This is a genomic window from Riemerella anatipestifer ATCC 11845 = DSM 15868, from assembly GCF_000252855.1.
Classification (GTDB): Bacteria; Bacteroidota; Bacteroidia; order Flavobacteriales; family Weeksellaceae; genus Riemerella; species Riemerella anatipestifera.
Window position 1 is genome coordinate 595,871 of sequence record NC_017045.1, and the last position, 20,171, is coordinate 616,041.

General features: G+C 35.6%; 14 protein-coding genes and 1 pseudogene. 1 reads left to right on the forward strand and 14 read right to left on the reverse strand.

Features of this window, described 5'->3' with window-relative positions; genetic code table 11:
* Positions 1-68: 68 nt before the first annotated feature.
* Positions 69-2,097: pseudogene (locus RA0C_RS02955) on the forward strand (S9 family peptidase).
* Between the two features lie 308 nt (positions 2,098-2,405).
* Here RA0C_RS02955 and RA0C_RS02960 read toward each other — a convergent pair.
* From RA0C_RS02960 to atpA, 14 genes are all read right to left on the reverse strand, one after another.
* Positions 2,406-2,831, reverse strand: a complete 426-nt coding sequence (locus tag RA0C_RS02960) for a hypothetical protein (protein WP_004919896.1) — start codon at positions 2,829-2,831, stop codon at positions 2,406-2,408.
* 53 nt (positions 2,832-2,884) lie between these two features.
* On the reverse strand, positions 2,885-3,271 hold the full coding sequence (locus RA0C_RS02965; protein ID WP_004919899.1) for a carboxypeptidase-like regulatory domain-containing protein: 387 nt from the start codon (positions 3,269-3,271) through the stop codon (positions 2,885-2,887).
* Between the two features lie 91 nt (positions 3,272-3,362).
* Entirely contained in the window at positions 3,363-4,445 is a 1,083-nt protein-coding gene (gene recF, locus RA0C_RS02970) for a DNA replication/repair protein RecF (RefSeq protein WP_013446790.1), read from the reverse strand.
* Positions 4,446-4,459: 14 nt separating this feature from the next.
* Positions 4,460-5,161: a UbiA prenyltransferase family protein gene (locus tag RA0C_RS02975; protein WP_004919905.1), complete on the reverse strand. Its 702-nt coding sequence runs from the start codon at positions 5,159-5,161 to the stop codon at positions 4,460-4,462.
* Between the two features lie 64 nt (positions 5,162-5,225).
* The gene (ccsB, locus tag RA0C_RS02980; protein ID WP_004919909.1) at positions 5,226-8,399 is read right to left on the reverse strand and encodes a c-type cytochrome biogenesis protein CcsB; all 3,174 of its coding nucleotides are present in this window, start codon (positions 8,397-8,399) and stop codon (positions 5,226-5,228) included.
* 143 nt (positions 8,400-8,542) lie between these two features.
* Complete coding sequence (gene trmD / locus RA0C_RS02985; protein WP_004919912.1) at positions 8,543-9,223, reverse strand: tRNA (guanosine(37)-N1)-methyltransferase TrmD; 681 nt, start codon at positions 9,221-9,223, stop codon at positions 8,543-8,545.
* On the reverse strand, positions 9,220-10,566 hold the full coding sequence (locus RA0C_RS02990) for an NAD(P)/FAD-dependent oxidoreductase (protein WP_004919915.1): 1,347 nt from the start codon (positions 10,564-10,566) through the stop codon (positions 9,220-9,222). Before RA0C_RS02990 ends, trmD begins: the two co-directional genes overlap by 4 nt.
* Positions 10,567-10,609: 43 nt before the next feature.
* Positions 10,610-11,842, reverse strand: a complete 1,233-nt coding sequence (odhB, locus tag RA0C_RS02995; RefSeq protein WP_004919918.1) for a 2-oxoglutarate dehydrogenase complex dihydrolipoyllysine-residue succinyltransferase — start codon at positions 11,840-11,842, stop codon at positions 10,610-10,612.
* 54 nt (positions 11,843-11,896) lie between these two features.
* Positions 11,897-14,656 (reverse strand): 2-oxoglutarate dehydrogenase E1 component, encoded by a 2,760-nt coding sequence (locus tag RA0C_RS03000; RefSeq protein WP_004919922.1) that lies wholly within the window; start codon positions 14,654-14,656, stop codon positions 11,897-11,899.
* A gap of 115 nt (positions 14,657-14,771) precedes the next feature.
* A complete protein-coding gene (locus tag RA0C_RS03005) occupies positions 14,772-15,806 on the reverse strand; it encodes an SRPBCC family protein (RefSeq protein WP_004919925.1) in 1,035 nt (344 codons plus the stop codon).
* Between the two features lie 10 nt (positions 15,807-15,816).
* Complete coding sequence (locus RA0C_RS03010; RefSeq protein WP_013446791.1) at positions 15,817-16,104, reverse strand: ATP-dependent Clp protease adaptor ClpS; 288 nt, start codon at positions 16,102-16,104, stop codon at positions 15,817-15,819.
* 21 nt (positions 16,105-16,125) lie between these two features.
* A complete protein-coding gene (locus tag RA0C_RS03015; protein ID WP_004919934.1) occupies positions 16,126-17,478 on the reverse strand; it encodes a hemolysin family protein in 1,353 nt (450 codons plus the stop codon).
* A gap of 162 nt (positions 17,479-17,640) precedes the next feature.
* Complete coding sequence (gene atpG, locus RA0C_RS03020; protein WP_013446792.1) at positions 17,641-18,510, reverse strand: ATP synthase F1 subunit gamma; 870 nt, start codon at positions 18,508-18,510, stop codon at positions 17,641-17,643.
* Between the two features lie 71 nt (positions 18,511-18,581).
* Entirely contained in the window at positions 18,582-20,159 is a 1,578-nt protein-coding gene (gene atpA / locus RA0C_RS03025) for a F0F1 ATP synthase subunit alpha (RefSeq protein WP_004919940.1), read from the reverse strand.
* Positions 20,160-20,171: the final 12 nt, after the last annotated feature.

The window sequence follows — 20,171 nt, forward strand, 5'->3', positions numbered from 1 at the left end:
TATCTATCCGCTCTTTTAGGGCGGATTTTTTTATTTTTGGGCTTTACTTAACCTATAATGCTTAATTTATGATAAACTTAAAACAAAAAATGCTGGCTGTGGCGACCAGTCTCCCGATGCTCATCAGTGCTCAAAACCTTATGACACCAGAGAAATTGTGGACGCTCAAAAGAATGAGCGTTCAAGTAGTTGCTCCAGACCAATCGGGGTTAATCTATAAAGTAGGACAAACCGACTTAAAGACAGAAAAAACCAATTCCGAAAACTACTTTCTCAATTTAAAAAACAATCTTTCGTCTAAAGTTAATTTTAACGGAAAAAACATCTTCCAATGGGATAAGAATGGTATCTATGCCACGGAAGGTAAGCAGATATTCCTTTCAAAAGACCAAGGTAAAACGTGGAGTTCGTTCTATACTCTACCTGATGATGCCGATAATGTTATCGTCTCTCCTAATGGAAAAAAGATAGCTTACAGTAAAGAAGTGCTTGTAGAAAAGGTGCTTGGTAAAGAAAAATATAATGATGTACCTAATACAACAGCTCATGTTTACTCTGACCTAAACCACCGCCATTGGGATTACTTTAACCAAGGAAGATACAACCATATTTTTGTGATAGATTTGGACAAAAATAGCTCTCCTAAAGATTTACTAGAAGGTAAAAAGTGGGACAGTCCACAAAGACCTTTTGGAGGAGCAGAAGATTTTGTATTCAGCCCTGATTCCTCTCAATTATTATTTGTAATGAAGCCTTTGGAAGGAGCGGAATATGCCAAATCTACCAATACAGATATTTTCTCTTATCATTTTGATAGTGAAACTATAAAGAATCTTACGGAAGCAAATAAGGGCTATGATGTAAGCCCTAAGTTCAGCCCTGATGGCAATTATCTTACTTGGTTAAGTATGGCAAGGGACGGCTATGAGGCAGATAAAAACGACCTCAAAATAATGGATTGGAAAACAGGAGTAATAACCAACCTTACCAAAGATTGGGACGAGTCTGTTACTGGAGATTTCTTTTGGAGCCAAAACAATCAGTTGCTTTACTTTACAGCAGCTTACAGAGGTACTAAACAGCTTTTTAGCATCAGTCCTAAATCTAAAAAGGTAACTAAAATCACAGAAGGAACTTTTGATGTAAACGATATTATCACAGAAACCAAAAACCAACTTTTAGTTACTAGAACAGACATCAACCACAACGCCGACTTATTCTCCGTAAACACCAAAAGCGGAGCAATGAAGCAAGTTACCGAAGTTAATAAAGAGATGTACCAAAACATCGCCACTTCTAAATCTGAACTTAGAATGGTAAAAACTTCGGACGGCAAAGAGATGGGCGTATGGTTCCACTACCCACCTAACTTCGACCCTAACAAAAAATATCCTGCACTACTCTATTGTCAGGGAGGTCCGCAGTCTGCATTAACGCAATATTTCTCGCTTAGATGGAACTTTGCACTAATGACGGCTAACGGCTATATCGTTATCGCTCCTAACAGAAGAGGTATGCAAGGCTGGGGTGTAGAATGGAACGAAGCTATTTCTAAAGATTGGGGCGGACAACCTATGAGAGATTATCTTTCTGCCACAGATTACGCTAAAACACTTCCGTTTGTAGATGGGGACAGGATAGCTGCCGTAGGGCTGCCGTAGGGCTGCCGTAGGGGCTAGTTATGGTGGCTACAGTGTATTGATGCTGGCAGGGATACATCAAAACAGATTTAAGACCTTTATTTCTCACAATGGTCTATTTGATATGAAATCTTGGTATCTTAATACCGAGGAACTTTGGTTTGCGAACTGGGATTTGGGTGGTTCTCCTTACGACAACCCTCTACCAAGAGCTTATACAGAGTTTAATCCGAGTAACTATGTCCAAAATTGGAACAAGCCTATGATGATTATACAAGGGCACAAAGATTACCGAGTGCCTTATGAGCAAGGGCAAGGTGCCTTCCAAGCGGCAAGACTAAAAGGGCTAAAAGCCAAACTACTCTACTACCCTAACGAAAACCATTGGATACTAAAACCTCACAACGGTTTAGTATGGCAAAGAGAATTCTTTGATTGGTTAAAAGAAACGCTTTAAGGATACTAACATAGGATATAATAAGGATAGGTTTATAAGCCTATCCTTTATTGTTTTTAATCAACTGAATTAAAAGTGTTTTACATTACAATAATTTGAAAATATCAAATCTTCATTTCGGGAAAGAGCTTTGCTAAGGTGGAGCTAAGAAGCACGAAACCTTCTATAAACACCAACCTAAGCAAAAACCATTTTCGCTTTTGTAAGATTACAAAAAATTGAATTTTTTGTGACTAAAAATTACAAAATTTTCAATGCTAGGGAGCTTTACCTCCGCTTTTGCAAAACCGATGTTGTCTGCAGTGTTTTTATTTCTCTGATTTTACGTCAATGTTTATCGCAGGAACAATACTTGCAGGAAATTTTCTCCATTTTTCAACAAAGCTTCTCTTATATGAACTTCCTAAAAAACCTGCGCTAATAAAAAAACTCCCTGAAAAATTTCTGTCAAGTGGTTGAAAACTAACGAAGATTTTACCTTTAAACCATATATTTTTATCAGAAACATCCAATGTAAAGACATTATTTTTAACATTTTCATTCTCAATAGAAAATAAAATATCTTCTGAATTTAGAATTTTATCAGGCTTTCCTTCTGACTCAGAATAAATAATAAATCTTGCAGGCATCGGTTTGTTAATCTCAAACTTTGCAAAATTAATATTGATTTTAGTAATTTTAGATTTTGAATTTGATTGAATGGGCACTGCAATTTCCGCTTGTGGTTTTTCCAATTCTTCAACAGTATATTTTTTTATTGCTGTTTGAGAATTTCTTGAGAGATAATCTATATGTATGCTTTTGACCGAGAATTATAACCTAAATTCTTTGCAACATACTTTTTGCTAGAAATTGTAACTTCTTCAAAATTTACAAATCTTGGATTTAAAGCAATTTTTGTAGAGTTAAGTTGTATAAGATTTTTCACAGTATTTTCATAAGTTTGAAAACCTGCAATCTCAATTTTGACCTTCAAGTTTATATCAACATTTGTCAAGTCTATTTTGAAATTTCCTTTCTCATCGCTGAAAGTCCCTTTCTCAATGTTTTCAAACCCAATTTTGGCGTAAGAAATCGGAGAATTATCCTCACTTGAAATTAAAGTTCCTGAAATTACTTGACAAAAATGCAAATTCGCAATAAAGACTAGGAGTAGGAAAAAAAAATTCTTCATGTGTTTATAAGTAATAGGTTGATTTTATAAGTATTTTTCTTTTATGCGGTAGTTTTGGTAACATTGCAGACAACAATTCTGTTTATAAATCTTAAGTTATCTCAAAAATACGGCTTTCTTCATTGATATTTTTCACTACAGCTTCCGTTCGTTCTTTATGGGTATCTGTAATGAATATCTGTCCAAAATGTTCTTTGTTCACTAATTCTATAAGTTGAGCCACACGGCGGTCGTCCAGCTTATCAAATATATCATCTAACAGCAACAGAGGAGTCTTACCTGTAATTTCCTTAATACGGTTGATTTGAGCCAATTTTAACGCAATTAAAAACGATTTCTGCTGTCCTTGAGAACCAATTTTCTTTATCAAATCTCCACTCATTTCAAAACGGAGTTCGTCTTTATGAATTCCTTTAGAAGTGTAGGTAAGCACTCGGTCTTTTTCTACATTTTGAGATAGAACTTCTGCCATTGTTTGCTCTTCCAAATCCGATTGGTAAACAATATCCACCTCCTCTTTACCATTAGAAATCATATTATAAAAATGCAAAAAAGTAGGCAGTAGCTGTGTGATAAATAGGCTCCTCTTTTCAAAAATCACCCCTGCATATTGGCACAAAGGCTCATCATAAATCTCTAGCGAATCTTTATCAAAATATCTATTTTTAGCGAAAGACTTTAGTAAGGCATTTCTTTGTTTAAGTGCTTTTTGGTATTGCATAATAGAGTGCAAATACTCTGCATCTACCTGCGAAATCATTGCATCTAAAAATCGTCTTCTGCTCTCCCCAGAATCAGAGATAAGATTGGCATCATAGGGAGAAATCATCACACTTGGCAAAAACCCAATATGGTCTGACAAACGAGCGTAAGACTTATCGTTCTTCTTTACCAATTTTTTAGCGTCTTTGCTTTGGATAATTTTTAATATCGTTTCTTTTTCGCCATCATCTACCACTGCCTCCAATGTGAAAAAGTCTTCCCCCGTCAAAATATTATTAACATCAGAATTCCCTAGAAAACTTTTACCTACGGACAAATAGTGCAAAGCGTCCAAAATATTGGTCTTCCCTACTCCATTATTTCCTACGAAACTATTGATCTCGGAGGAAAAATCAAATACTCGCTCTTGATGATTTTTGAAATTTGTTAAATATAATTTTTTGATAATCATTACTGAAAAATTGGTCAAAAATACTCCAATAAAATCAGAAATAAAAGCGGAAGCCCACAACAAGTTTCTACCCACAAAGAAAAATACCAATCGGGCTTACTTTCAGACGCACCATAAACCAAAGCTAAAGCCACCACGATGGCTCCACCAAACGCCACCGCATAAAGTGTATTAAAATAAATAAACGATAGCCCTCCGCTAAAAACAAGTAAAACATAAGCCAGCCTTTTAGTCGCTACTACGCCTATAAACTTAGGGAATGTTATCACTTTATCACTAGATTTATCTCGTATATCAAAAGGTAATACCAATGCCGAAACATAAAGAAAACCCACCCAAAAAATAGCTTCATCTATCTTAGGTAAAAACAGCCAAGCACTTACCAAAGCCCAACTCAACCCCACATAAAATATCTTTAGTAATGGTATTTTTCGGACAAAAGTATTCAAAAAACGAGAGTTATAAGCCAAGCCTAACAATAAAATCGTAAGCCATTTCAGTAAAACATCAACATTATAAAAAGACAAAATCAGTATGACGCCGAGTGCAAAACTAACCGCATTAACTACTAATATTCTACCAATGATTGGCTTTCTATATTGATATTTAGTATAGAGATAACCATTAAAATAAGTGAGAAAAACCAAACTCAATAGCTCAACTGAAATCTGAACTTTGGTATTATTGACAAAAAAGACAGTCAGAGCCGTTCCCATTACGGAAACATAAATCTGACTGTCTATAATATATTTTTTAAATTGTGTAAAAATGATTTTACTCTTAGTTTTTGGAGTTCAGTTTTTTATATTTAAACCACGCCGCTAAAGAAATGGTAATCATACTCGCCCCTGTAATATAAACCCACGCTGGTACAGGGATAGGGTCTCCTGCCGCATAAGAGTGTAACCCTGAAAGATAGTAATTAACCCCAAAGTAAGTCATAATAACCGAACTAAAAGCAAACATCGTTACCATATGAAAGGCATAACGCCCTCTAAGCCCTGGCACCAAACGCATATGTAATACAAAAGCATACACCATAACCGATATAAATGCCCAAGTTTCTTTAGGGTCCCAAGACCAATATCTTCCCCAAGATTCGTTAGCCCAAACTCCACCTAAAAAAGTACCTATCGTAAGTGCAAAAAGCCCTATCGTAAGCGACATTTCCGAAACGGCAGTAAGCTCTTTTATCGTGGTATCATTATGTTCTTGGAAAGTAGCTTTACTAGAAACAATGTAAAACAACAGTACCATAATTCCTATAATAAAGGACAACGCAAAGAATCCGTAACTAGAGGTAATAATAGCCACATGTATTACTAACCAATAAGATTTAAGCACTGGTACCAAAGGTGTAATTTGCGGGTCTAGACTTACCGCACCATGAGCAAAGCCCATCAGCAATACCGCCACTAAGAAACCTGCCGAAGGTATCAAAGCATTATTATTTCTGTAAAGTAATAACCCTGCACTAATGCCTACCCAAGAAATAAACATAATCGCCTCATAGCCGTTACTCCACGGAGCGTGTCCTGAAATGTACCATCTGATACCCAAGCCTACAAAATGAACAAGATAGCCCAATATCCCTGCTGCTAAAATCACTTTAATAACTTTATGTAGCCAACGACTAGGTTTAAATAATTCTACAAAACCAAGTACCAATAATAATGCAGCAACAACGCTATAAAAAATCATCAACTTAAAGTTGAGATTAAGTTTGTTCATTAAAATTTCTAAGTCTATCTTAGTTTGAGGCGGAATAACATTTTTACCCCATTTTGCTTGATAGCTCTTTACTTTATCTAGTTCTTTATCAGCAGTTGCCCACTTATCGCTTTGTGTAGCCATCAGTACCGAAGAAAGGTAAGGACCTAACACCTCCTGTGCATTAGTATCTATTTGGAAGTTAGCGTCCATTACAGAATTCCATTTGTGATTAGGGTCGTTCTGTACGGGTATCACTCGGAAATATTGCCAAGACATTAGGGCATTCATCACTTGTACTTTATCATTAAGTTTGATGACTGCTTGGTCGTACTTAGATTGTTCGGCTGGTTTTTTGTTAAAAGCCTCATTGTAATCATCTTCTAAAACAAAACGAAGATTACCAAACTTATCCGCAGGGAAAAGATTTACAAGACTAGTATAACCTTCGTCATTCGCCTTGGTTTTTTTCTTTAATTCTTCTCCTACTTTCCCTCTAGTCTCTACCTTAATAATATGTACTTGTGCCCAAAACATTGGGTCTATAGTCGCTGACAAAAACCACTGGTTAGCATCTAGTTGTTTAAAAGATTCTTTACCCGTAAGTTTTCTTAAAATATCTAGTGCTTGTGTATTTACTGGCTGTATTCTCCCATCATAACTCTGCACTAACAAAGAACCAAATTTCTCTGCATGAGCCTTATCTATATTGATGTGCTGTACCATATCATCGGCAGAAAGCACTTTTTGAGTAGAAGGTTTGGCTGTTGGCGTTTTTGGTTGTGCTTGTAGAAAACCAAAGCTCAACACCAGTAATAATATTCCTAACGCTTTTTTCTTACTAATATCTTTTAGCATTTTATTTAAAGACCAAAAACGAGTTCCCTTCCAAAACAGAGTAATAAACATTGCAATAAACATAAGTGTATAGCCTATATAGGTAATAAGTGTTCCCCAATAGTCGTGATTAACCGATAGTATCGTGCCGTGTCTATCTGGGTCAAAACTAGATTGAAAGAAACGGTACCCACGATAATTAAGTACATTATTCATATAAATTTTGTATGGTGTTTGTTTACCATTATCTATAATCTGAACATGGCTCTCATAAGCAGATGGCGAAGAACTACCTGGGTAAGTTTCCATCACAAAATCGTCTAACTTCAATGCAAATGGCGTTGTGTAAACTTTAGCACCAAACCCCAACATCATATTCATACCATCTAACGAAATTTGTTTTACCAAGTTAGGATTGCCTTCCTGTACTTGTAGGCTAACTTGCTGCTTAGTTTTAGGACCTTCTACCTCTAGTAAAAGCTCATCAGGTATATTTTTATCCTTCTTTTTATCCCCAGAATAAGATACTATTTCGCCTCTTTTCAGTCCTTCAGGCACTACAATTCTCATTTGGTTAATCGTGTATAAACTTCTAAGAGATAACGGCGTGTATTCGTCTTTAGGAGATGCCCCCACTTCTTGACTCGCCATTACCATATAAGTAGCATCTACAGGAGTTTTAATGTAAAGTTTTCCGTCTTGTTTTTTAAACTCCACCGCTCCATCTATCGGTCTGTTATAAGTTACTAATGTACCACCGATATTTTTAACCTCTCCTTCTGACAAATAATACTCTAACCTTCCTGCATCGTCTGTGGTTACAAAATGAAGATACTCCTTACCGTTAGGCGTTACCTTTATACTATCTTTCTTCCTAGGCGTGTAAGCCAATTGCTTTACCTTTATTTTTTTACCATTAAAGTCGTAAGCCGCTTTAAAGTAATGATTGGTAACTTTAGACCAAAAAGGCACTTCTGGCGTCATCAAGAATGGAATATCCTTATAATTAAGCACTTCTCCTTTTTCTTCTATTTGGATTTTAAAGAAATTTTTGCTAGTTACTATTTCGTTAGAAGTTTCTCCCTCACGAATGTGCATCGTTCCTTCGTAACTGATATATCTAGTAATAGCTCCTCCTATAAACAACAAAATAAATGATAAATGGAAAACCAATAAAGGACACTTTTCTCGTTTCCATAAGCGATACCTGCCAATATTGCCTATAAAATTGATGATAAGCAAAAACATAATTGCCTCGAACCATTTAGACTCATAGATAAAAGCCTTTGCCGTAGGCGTGCCATAATCGTTTTCCATAAAAGTGGCATACGCCATAGATAAAGCATAAACCAACAGCAACACCGCCATAGTACGGGTGGATACAAGAATATTTTGGATTTTTTTCATAATAATTTAATCATCAATAATGAAAAGTTCATCATTAGCTCCGCAAAAATAAGGAGGATATTTTAAATAAAAGAATATACCTAGATAGTTTTTGTAAATTATGATATTCAGAGAAATACCATCTCCTAAAACTTACCTATCTTCTAATCTTCTCCTAACAAATCAGGTCTTTTAGTTCTAGTGATTTGTAGTGCTTGTTCGTAACGCCAATCATCTATTTTAGGAAAGTTACCACTCAATAAGACTTCGGGAACTTTCAGCCCTTTGTAATTTTCAGGACGAGTGTAAATGGGTGGGGCTAACAAATCGTCTTGAAAACTATCTGTAAGAGCCGATTGCTCATCGTTAAGAACACCTGGCAATAGCCTTATAACAGCATCTGCCAAGACACAAGCTGCAAGTTCGCCTCCCGTTAAAACAAAATCTCCAATAGAAATTTCTTTAGTGATATGTAAATCTCTCACCCTTTGGTCTATACCTTTATAATGCCCACACAAAAGAATAAGATTTTCTTTGATAGAAAGTGTGTTGGCTATTTTTTGATTTAAAGTTTCTCCATCAGGTGTAAGGTAAATTACCTCGTCGTATTCTCGTTCAGATTTTAGTTTAGAAATGCACAAGTCTATCGGTTCTACCATCATTACCATACCTGCACCGCCACCATAAGGCTCGTCATCTACTTGGCGATGTTTACCTACACCCCACTCTCTTAAATGATGAAAGTGGACTTCTGCAATGCCTTTCTCCATAGCTCTTTTAAGAATAGAAGTCTTAAAAGGACTTTCCATTAGCTCTGGTACTACACTTATAATATCTATTCTCATTGTTCTGTTCTGTTTTTTTTGTTAGGCAGTATAATCAATCTTAAAGAAGAATCTCCATTGAGATAGCTCCACATCCAGTTGAAAAATATAGCGATTTTATTTCTCACCGAAAGAATCAGCATTAAATGTAAAAACATCCAAAAAAACCATGCAAAAAAGCCTTGAAACTTCATATATGGTAAATCTACTACAGCTCTATGTTTCCCTATCGTTGCCATAGAACCTTTATCAAAATATTCGTACTCTTTCCAATCGTTTTCGGAGCGTTTGTTTAGATTATCACCTAAGTTTCTTCCTTGATTTATGGCTACATTAGCTACCTGAGGGTGCCCTTTAGGATATTTAGGAGTTTCCATATAAGCGATGTCTCCTATCGCAAATATATTGCTGTAACCTTTTACTCTATTGTAGCGGTCTACTCTATATCTATTGTTAATGATTTGCTCTTCTGATAATCCCTCAATGATATTTCCTGTTACACCAGCTGCCCATATCACATTATTAGACGGAATTTCTTTACCACTTTTTAGATAAACTTTATTTCCATCGTAGTTTACCACTCTGTCATCACTGATAAATTTAACTCCCAACTTATTAAGATATTCCTCCGATTTATTCTGTGCTTCTTCGCTCATTACAGCGAGTGGCTTTTTGGTGGAACTTACCAAAATTATTTCTAAATCTTTGAAATTCATCTTAGGATAATCTCTAGGCAAAATATCTGCCTTCATTTCCGCAAATGCCCCTGCTAATTCTACCCCCGTAGGACCACTCCCTACAATTACGATATTCCAATTGCCATCATCAGACCTCTTTCTTTCTATAATAAGTTTCTCAAAAGTGAGTAAAATATGATTTCTAATACTGATAGCTTCCTGAGTATTTTTCATACCGTAACTCAATTGCTCCATTTGTTCGTTACCAAAAAAATTGGTTCTGCACCCTGTAGCTATAATCAGTTTATCATAAGAAAACTCGGAATCTTCTGTAATGATTTTATTTTCTTCAGGAAGTATTTTGGTAACCTCCGTCATTCTGTATTGTATATTTTTAGACTTTTGGAATATCTTTCTAAAAGGAAACGATATGTTGGAAGGTTCTATCCTCCCACACGCCACCTGATAAAATAAAGGCTGAAACATGTGATGATTTACCTTATCTATCACCATTACTTTTTTCCTTTTACCATTGAGTTTTCTTGCGAGTTGCAACCCAGCAAAACCGCCTCCTATGATGATTATTTTCTCTCTTGTCTCCACAAAGTCTAAATTTAAAGATACAAATTTAAAGATTTTAATTACAACTACTACCCCTATAAGTAATAATAAAAAACTCCTACCCAAAAAGAATTGAGTGGGAGTTTTTAAATTATTTTAATGTGATTGATTAAAGCTCTAGTCCTCTTCTTTCATCACCTCCTAGCAAGTGTTCTACAGGATTATCAATAGCTTCTTTTACCGCTACTAAGAAACCTACAGATTCTCTTCCGTCTATAATTCTATGGTCATAAGATAATGCTAGATACATCATTGGACGAATAACTACTTGCCCATCTACTGCCACTGGTCTTTGGATAATGTTGTGCATTCCTAAAATTGCAGATTGAGGCGGATTGATAATCGGTGTTGAAAGCATAGACCCAAATACCCCACCATTAGTGATAGTAAAAGTTCCTCCTGTCATTTCATCTACCGTAATTTTCCCGTTTCTTGCCTTCTCTGCTAGTTCCTTAATGCTAGCCTCTACACCACGGAAAGACATTGTTTCTGCATTTCTAAGTACAGGAACCATAAGCCCTTTAGGACCAGATACAGCCACAGAAACATCGCAGAAATCATAAGTAATCATTTGATTGCCGTCTATCATAGAGTTTACCTCTGGATACATTTGTAACGCTCTAGTAACCGCCTTTGTAAAGAAAGACATAAAGCCTAAACCTACACCGTGCTTCGCTGCAAACTCCTCTTTATATTGTTTTCTAATTCTGAAAATCTCACTCATATCTACCTCATTGAAAGTAGTAAGCATCGCCGTCTCATTCTTAACAGAAACTAAACGCTGAGCTAATTTTCTTCTCAATGAAGATAATTTAGTTGTCTTAGAAGATCTAGACCCATTAGTAGCAAATACAGAACCCATAGCCGGTACAGAAGCCTGTTCTGCATCTTCTTTAGTAATTCTACCATCTCTACCTGTTCCTTTTACTTGAGATGCCTCTACCCCTTTTTCATCTAGAATTTTCTTAGCTGCAGGAGACGGTGTTCCTGTAGCATAGGTTGCAGGAGAAGCCTCTTGTTTTGGAGCTTCTGCTTTAACTTCTTCTTTATTTTCTTCTACTTTAGCAGTCTCTTGCTTAGCTGCACCACCTTCTGGTTTAGCCGCACTCATATCAATTAGACAAACCACTTGTCCTACTTCTACTACGTCGCCTTCTTCTGCCTTTAGCGTAATGATACCACTTTCTTCAGCTGGAAGTTCTAGCGTTGCCTTATCAGAATCTACTTCTGCAATAGGCTGATCTTTTTCTACATAATCACCATCTTGAACCAACCAAGTAGCGATTTCTACTTCTGTAATAGACTCTCCCGGAGAGGGAACTTTCATTTCTAATATTGACATATTGGGGTATTTTTTTATTATTCGTTGATTTTTATTTTTAATATTACTCTATTTCTAGATACCAAATGTTTGGTTAATTACATTAGTTTGGTTAATCTCATACTTCTTATGGCTACCTGGTGCTGGCGTTCCACTAGGAACTGGTGCAATTACTTGTACATCATACTTGCGGAAATTTCTCAAAATATAAGACCAAGCTCCCATATTCTCTGGCTCTTCTTGAACCCATACAAAATCTTTTCTGTTAGAATATTTAGACAACACAGTCTCTATTTTCTCTGAATCCAAAGGATATAACTGCTCCAGCCTTACTAAAGCTACTTTCTCATCTCCCAATTCCTCTTTTTTAGCCAATAAATCGTAGTAAACCTTACCAGAACACATCACTAATCTCTCCACCTTAGAAGCATCAGCCGTAGCATCATCAATCACTGGTTGGAAACTTCCGTTTGCTAACTCTTCCATAGAAGAAATAACCTTAGGGTGTCTTAGTAACGACTTAGGTGTCATTACCACTAACGGTTTTCTAAACGGAAACTTCATTTGCCTTCTCAATAAATGGAAATAATTGGCTGGAACTGTACAGTTAGCTACGAAAATATTATTATTAGCACAAAGCGTTAAAAATCTCTCTAACCTAGCCGAAGAGTGTTCTGCACCTTGCCCTTCAGAGCCGTGAGGTAACAACATTACCAAACCATTTTGCAGCTTCCATTTTTCTTCTGCAGCTACCAAATATTGGTCCACAATAATTTGAGCGCCATTCACGAAATCTCCAAACTGTGCTTCCCAAATGGTTAAAGTATCAGGCGATGCCATAGCATAACCATAATCAAACCCTAAAACAGCGTACTCTGATAGTAATGAGTTATAAATATGAAACTGCTGACTTTCGTTGATATGTTGTAATGGTACATATTCCTCCTCTGCATCTTCTGTTTTTACCACTGCATGACGGTGAGAGAAAGTACCTCTCTCCACATCTTCCCCAGAAATTCTCACATTGTACCCTTCTGCAAGAAGCGTAGCATAAGCTAAAAGTTCTGCCATTGCCCAATCTAACTTATCCTCTTCTATCATTTTTAGCCTTTGTTCAAAAAGTCTAGTGATTTTTCTTATGAACGCCTTGTCTTTAGGTAAAGAAGACATCTTAACTGCCAACTCTTTTAACTGTTCAGCATTGTATTGAGTTTCTACAGCCTTTAGAACTTTTTGTTTATTTGCAGGGTCTAGATACTTAATCCAAACCTGTTCCATAAATACATCTAAAGTATTTTTTTGAATTTCTTTAGATGCATCAAAATCTTTATCAAGAAGGGTTTTAAATTCTTCCTCCATCTTCTTCAACACTCCTTCAGAAAGCACTCCTTCTTTCTCTAGTTTTACTTTATATATTTCTCTAGGATTAGGGTGTTTCGCAATGGTATTATAAAGTTTAGGCTGCGTAAAACGAGGCTCATCACCTTCGTTATGTCCGTACTTTCTGTATCCTAACAAATCTATATAAACATCTTTGCCAAACGCTGCTCTATAATCTGCCGCAAATCTAATTGCATGTACCACAGCCTCTACATCATCTGCATTTACATGCATCACAGGCGAGTCTGTTACCTTAGCAATATCCGTACAATAAGTAGAAGACCTCGCATCTAGATAGTTGGTTGTAAATCCTACCTGATTATTAACTACAATATGAACCGTTCCTCCTGTCTTGTAGCCGTCTAAAGTCATCATTTGTGCAATCTCGTAGACAATTCCTTGTCCTGCAATAGCTGCATCTCCATGGATAACAATCGGTAATACTTTTTTAAAATTATTACCGTAAGTATGGTCTATTTTAGCTCTAGAAATACCTTGTACTAAAGAAGCTACAGTTTCTAAGTGAGACGGGTTAGGCGTTAAATTGATAATTACCTCTTCTCCTGCAGCCGTTTTTATTTTCGTAGTAGAACCTAAGTGATACTTAACATCTCCAGAAAATACATCTTCCTCAAATTCTTTACCTTCAAATTCAGAGAAGATTTGCTTGTATGATTTCCCAAAGATATTAGTTAATACATTAAGCCTCCCTCTGTGTGCCATACCCAAAACCACTTCATCTACACCATGTTTTGAAGAACGACTAATAAGCTGGTCTAAAGCAGGGATTAAAGACTCTCCTCCTTCCAGTGAAAATCTCTTTTGTCCTACGAATTTAGTATGAAGATAGTTTTCAAATGCTACCGCTTGATTGAGCTTAGATAAAATCTGTATTTTTTCGTCTGCCGAAAGTTCTGGGTGATTTTCATTCTTAGAAATCCACTGGCGAATAAATTCCTTCTCCTCCACCTCACGAATATGCATATATTCTATACCGATAGAGTCGCAATAAATTTGGTCTAAATGACGAATAATGTCTGCCAAAGTAGCAGCTCCCAGCATTCCTGTTTCTGTAGCAGAGTTAAATTTAGTATCTAAATCTGACTTTGATAATCCAAAATTCTCTATAGATAAATCAGGGAGATAAGTTCTTCTCTCTCTAACAGGGTTAGTTCTAGTAAACAAATGACCTCTAGTTCTATAAGCCTCTATTAAGTTAAGAACTTTAAACTCCTTTATAATATCATCTGGGACACCTACTTGCTGAGATAAAGAAGACGCACCTACTTTTTCTGTAAAAGAATCGTCTTCACCAAAATTTTCTAGAGCAAAATCAAACCCTTGAAAAAAAGCTTTCCAAGATGGCTCTAAACTATCTGGGTATTTTAAGTACTGCTGGTACATGCTATCTATGAAATCAGCATGTGTTGCATTTAAGAATGAAAATTTATCCATTATGACAGATTTATCTGTTTTTTAAATTTAACTTTTTATACGATGCACAAATTTATTAAAAAAAAACGATTCAGAAAACTCCAATAACCAAAGTTTATTTTTTCCTTCATATCTTTTAAGACGATACTGGTAATGCTATTTTTAGCAATACTGGTTTATTCTCTACAGGTGTTTCTATAAAGACCTCTTGTAATTTACCAGTCCTTAAGCTGTCTTCCTCTGCTTTTTTTAATAACTTATTGATAACCGAAACTCTATTAGCATAATCTCCCTTATAATACATCACATACAATCTAGAAGCGTCCTGCATATGATAAGTAAAGTTGTTATCTGTAATCTCTGATTTTTTAGACAGCGGTATTCCATAAAAATAGCTTACCTCTTTATCCTTATAACTTTTAGCTTGAGTGATGAGCATAGGAAAACCAAACTCATCTTCCTTTTTATCCAAGTCATTCATCACAAAATTGACTACCTTATGATGATTTTTAACTAAATCTTTAAAATAAATAGTTTTGTTTTTATTCTGAGTATTGGCATTTATTCCTACTAAAATGGCTGCTTCTTGATTTTCTACCATAAGGCTATCATATTTGATATTGGTTAAAATTTCCATTTTATCCACCTTATTACTCAATACTGCTTTTAAATTTCGAAGGCTCTCATCTACCATTCCCTCAAAATTTTCTACTGAAAACAGATTAACGTAACGTTCTAGAAGTGCTTTCTTCGGTGTAGTTACCATCCATATCAATCTCGTTTTTTCTCCCTTTGGCAAAAATTTAATATCTACTTTGAGAGGTGCATTAGTATCCGCATCAAAAAACTCGTATCTCAGAGTTTTTTCGAAGTTTTCATATCTAATAAATACCATTCCTACCCCTTCTTTAGCATCTACAAAGTTCATAGAACTTCCCTGCCCTTCATAAGGTAGGAAATATTCAAATTTCAATTTAGGATTTTGGGTAAAGTACTGATACCATCTGGTAAGATTCTGAAAGTTACTAAATTGTGGATAAACTTTATCTATGGGATAATCAATCTCTCTTTCTACTTTAAAGGATTTGCTCTCATCAACAAACAACATGGAGACCGCGTAAATACCTGCCAACAGCACCCCTAAAACTAAAACAAACTTCAACCAACGCATGAGATTATTTTTAGATTATTTCACTAGATAGCCCTCTTAAAAGTAGTTTTTTGTGCATAGGCTCAATCAGTTCTAAATTACCTGTTTTCACAGTACATTTACCTTTATAATGTACCAAGAACGTACATTGTTCTGCCTGTTCTAATGTATGAGCACATACTTCCATAAGAGACTCTATAACGAAATCAAAGGTGTTAAAATCATCATTATGCAATACAAGTTTATGCTTCGCTTCAGTGGAAGACAAAACGCTAACCTCTTCTTCGTTCTCTTTATTAGGGATATTTTGAAAAACCATTTTCATAGTTTGAAATAACTATTAGTTAGCATTAGTACCTTCCCCCGATTCTCCAAAAAAGCTATCATCATAGGTAAGCTCTACCATTTCTACACTTTTATTATTCATTTTCAGTATTTTAAAATGGTAATTTTCAAAATCAAACTCTTGATTTTCCTCTGGAATTTCTTCCAAACGATGAAGTATAAAACCTGCTAAAGTATTAAACTCACCCTCTTCAGGTAATGGTTTTGGTAAAAAATCGTTAATTTCTTCGAGTGGTTGAGTGGCTTTAACCCAATAAGTATTTTCTCCTATTTTATCTACTATCTTTTCTTCTTCATCTTCCTCATCTTGTATCTCTCCCACCAACTCTTCTAATATATCCTCTAGCGTGATGATACCTTCCGTACCTCCAAACTCATCTATCACGATAGCAATATGCTGTTTTTTAAGCTGGAAACTCTTCAATAAGTCAGAAATCTTTTTGCTTCCAACTACAAAATAAGCCTCTCTTAAAAAGCCTCTTAAATCTTCATGAGTAAGCTGCCCTTTAGTTTTAATATAGTTTCTAATAATTTCCTTAGTATAAAATATACCTATCACATTGTCTATAGAACCTTCATAAACAGGAATACGAGAGTAACCACTTTCCATTATAATTTCTATAATTTCATCTATCGAAGTTTCTATATCAATAGATAAAATATTCTGACGTGGCACCATAATCTGCTTTGCAGAATGGTCTGTAAAATCAAAAGCGTTCTTTATAATTTCGTAATTTTCCTCTTCTATCTCACCACCATCAGCACTTTGCTTTACTAGAAGCTGTAATTCTTCAGTAGAATGAATTTCATGCTCTGAGGCAGGGTTTATCTTTATCAATCTTAAAAAAGCATTAGAAATAGAGTTCATCAACCATATAAATGGTCTAAAAATATTATAGAACAATTTGAGCGGTGCCGCAATGAACAAGGTAGTTTCTTCTGCCTTTCGTATCGCTATAGATTTGGGAACCAACTCTCCAAATACTATATGCATCACAGTAATAATAAGGAAACTAAGCACCAAAGATACTGTGGTAACCGTAGTAGTATCTACACTGATACTAAAGTACTTAAACAAGCCTTCTATAATGTGATGAAGTGCACTTTCTCCCACCCAACCTAATGCTAAAGAGGCTAAAGTAATACCCAACTGAGTAGCAGAAAGATAGGCATCTAAGTTTTTGATAATGTCTTCTGCCTGCTTTGCCATAGCATTACCCTCGGCAGCTTTAATTTGAATTTGAGAATAGCGTACTTTAACTATTGAGAACTCTGCGGCTACAAAAAAGCCATTTAGTAGAACTAAGAAAATTGCGATAAAAATTTTGACTATACTGTCGGGATCCATTTAATTTTATAAATTATAGTGATATGCAAAGATAAATATTTTTTTAACAACAATATATAATCTCTATAATTTTCAGCAATATTGTATTGGTAACATCATATAATGCAAAAAGGTACTAGAAAAATTTCTAATACCTTTTTATTATTCATTTTAAACCGATTATTATCCGTTCTTAAGAGCCTCAGCACCAGAAACAATCTCTAAAATTTCATTAGTAATAGCAGCCTGACGTGCTTTATTATAGTAAATTACTAATTCATTCTTAAGAGCTTGAGCATTATCTGTTGCCTTATGCATCGCCGTCATTCTAGCCCCATGTTCTGAAGCAATAGAATCCAAAACAGCTTTATAAACTTGAGTTTTGATAGACTTCGGGATAAGTACATCTAAAATCTCATTTCTATTTGGCTCAAAAAGATAGTCAATCTCTATAGCTTTATCACCTTCTTCAGAATCCTTAATTGCTATAGGCAAAAGTTTTTCCGTTTGTACTGTTTGGGTAGCAGCATTTAAGAATTTGTTATAAATAAGATACACTTCATCAAATCTCTCCTCACGGAAATCTTTCATCACTCCATAAACAATATTAGCAACCGCCTCAAAGCTAAGATTATCAAAGATATGGCTTTCATTACTATATGGAGTTCTAATCTTCTTTACTGCATCATAAACCTTCTTACCTATAGTAATCACCTCTACCTTCTTATCAGAATTTTGTGATAACTGAGCATTAAGCTCTTTAATAATAGAAGAGTTAAATGCTCCTGCTAAACCTCTGTTAGAAGATATTGCAATATACAATACTCTCTTTACTTCTCTTTGTTTAGCGTAGATAGAAACCTTATCTGCATCTGAACTTGTATTTACATTCTCAATAATTTCCTGTAGCTTTTCAGAATAAGGTCTCAACATCACGATGGCATCTTGTGCTTTCTTTAGTTTCGCAGCGGAAACCATTTTCATCGCACTTGTAATCTGCATCGTAGAAGAGATGGAAGTTATTCGCCCTCGTATTTCTTTTAAATTTGCCATATTTTATGGATTCAAAATTTAAAACTCCGAGTTTAAAAATTATTTTCTAAACTCGGAATTATGAGTTATTTTTAGTTATACTTAGATGCTAAATCATTAGCAGCCTGTCTTAGCACACCTGTAATTTCGTCATCAATTTTACCAGCCTTAATTTTAGCCATAGTGTCTGGGTGCTTAGATCTCAAGAATTCCACATATTCTTTTTGGAACTCTTTAACCTTATTTACAGGTACATTTCTCAATAAGTTTTCTGTACCAGCATAAATCATCGCCACTTGGCTATCTACAGGTAGTGGAGAGTTTACTGGTTGCTTAAGAATTTCCACATTTTTCTCACCTTTTGTGATTACCGCTAAAGTTGCAGCATCAAGGTCAGAACCGAACTTAGCAAACGCTTCTAATTCTTTATATTGTGCTTGGTCTAACTTAAGTGTACCTGATACTTTCTTCATTGACTTAATCTGAGCGTTACCTCCTACTCTTGATACAGAGATACCCACGTTAATTGCAGGACGCACCCCAGAGTTAAATAAATCTGACTCTAAGAATATCTGTCCATCTGTAATAGAGATTACGTTAGTAGGGATATAAGCAGATACGTCTCCCGCCTGAGTCTCAATAATTGGTAATGCAGTAAGAGAACCTCCTCCTTTAACGATTGGTTTTAAAGAATCAGGAAGGTCGTTCATTTGCTTAGCAATGCTATCATCAGCAATTACCTTAGCAGCTCTTTCTAAAAGTCTAGAGTGTAAGTAGAATACGTCCCCTGGATAAGCCTCACGACCTGGTGGTCTTCTTAATAAAAGTGAAAGCTCACGATAAGCTACGGCTTGCTTAGATAAATCATCATAAACGATAAGAGCAGGACGACCTGTATCACGGAAGTACTCCCCAATAGCAGCACCTGCCATAGGAGCATATACCTGCATAGGTGAAGGGTCTGAAGCATTAGCTGCTACTACTACGGTATAAGCCATAGCTCCTTTATCCTCTAATGTTTTAACAATTTGTGCTACAGTAGAACCTTTTTGACCTACTGCAACATAAATACAGAATACAGGCTCACCAGCATCATAAAACTCTTTTTGGTTAAGAATAGTATCTATCGCTACAGTAGTTTTACCTGTTTGACGGTCACCAATGATAAGCTCTCTCTGACCTCTTCCGATAGGAATCATAGAGTCTACCGCTACGATACCTGTTTGTAAAGGTTCGTTAACTGGCTGTCTGTAGATAACCCCTGGAGCTTTTCTTTCCAAAGGCATCTCATAAAGCTCTCCTCCGATAGGACCTTTACCATCTATAGGGTTACCTAAAGTATCTACAACTCTTCCTAACATACCCTCTCCTACTTTGATAGAAGAAATTCTGTTGGTTCTTTTAACTGTATCCCCTTCTTTTACTTGTTTAGACTCTCCTAGTAGAGCAACCCCTACATTATCTTCTTCTAAGTTTAATACAATTCCTTCAATACCACTTTCAAATTTAACAAGCTCACCGTATTGTACATTTTCTAGTCCATATACACGAGCAATACCGTCTCCTATTTGAAGTACTGTACCTACCTCCTCAACATTAGATTGAGTATCAAAATTTGCTAATTGCTGTTTTAAAATTGCAGATACTTCTGCTGGATTTATTTCTGCCATTGTATGGTTATT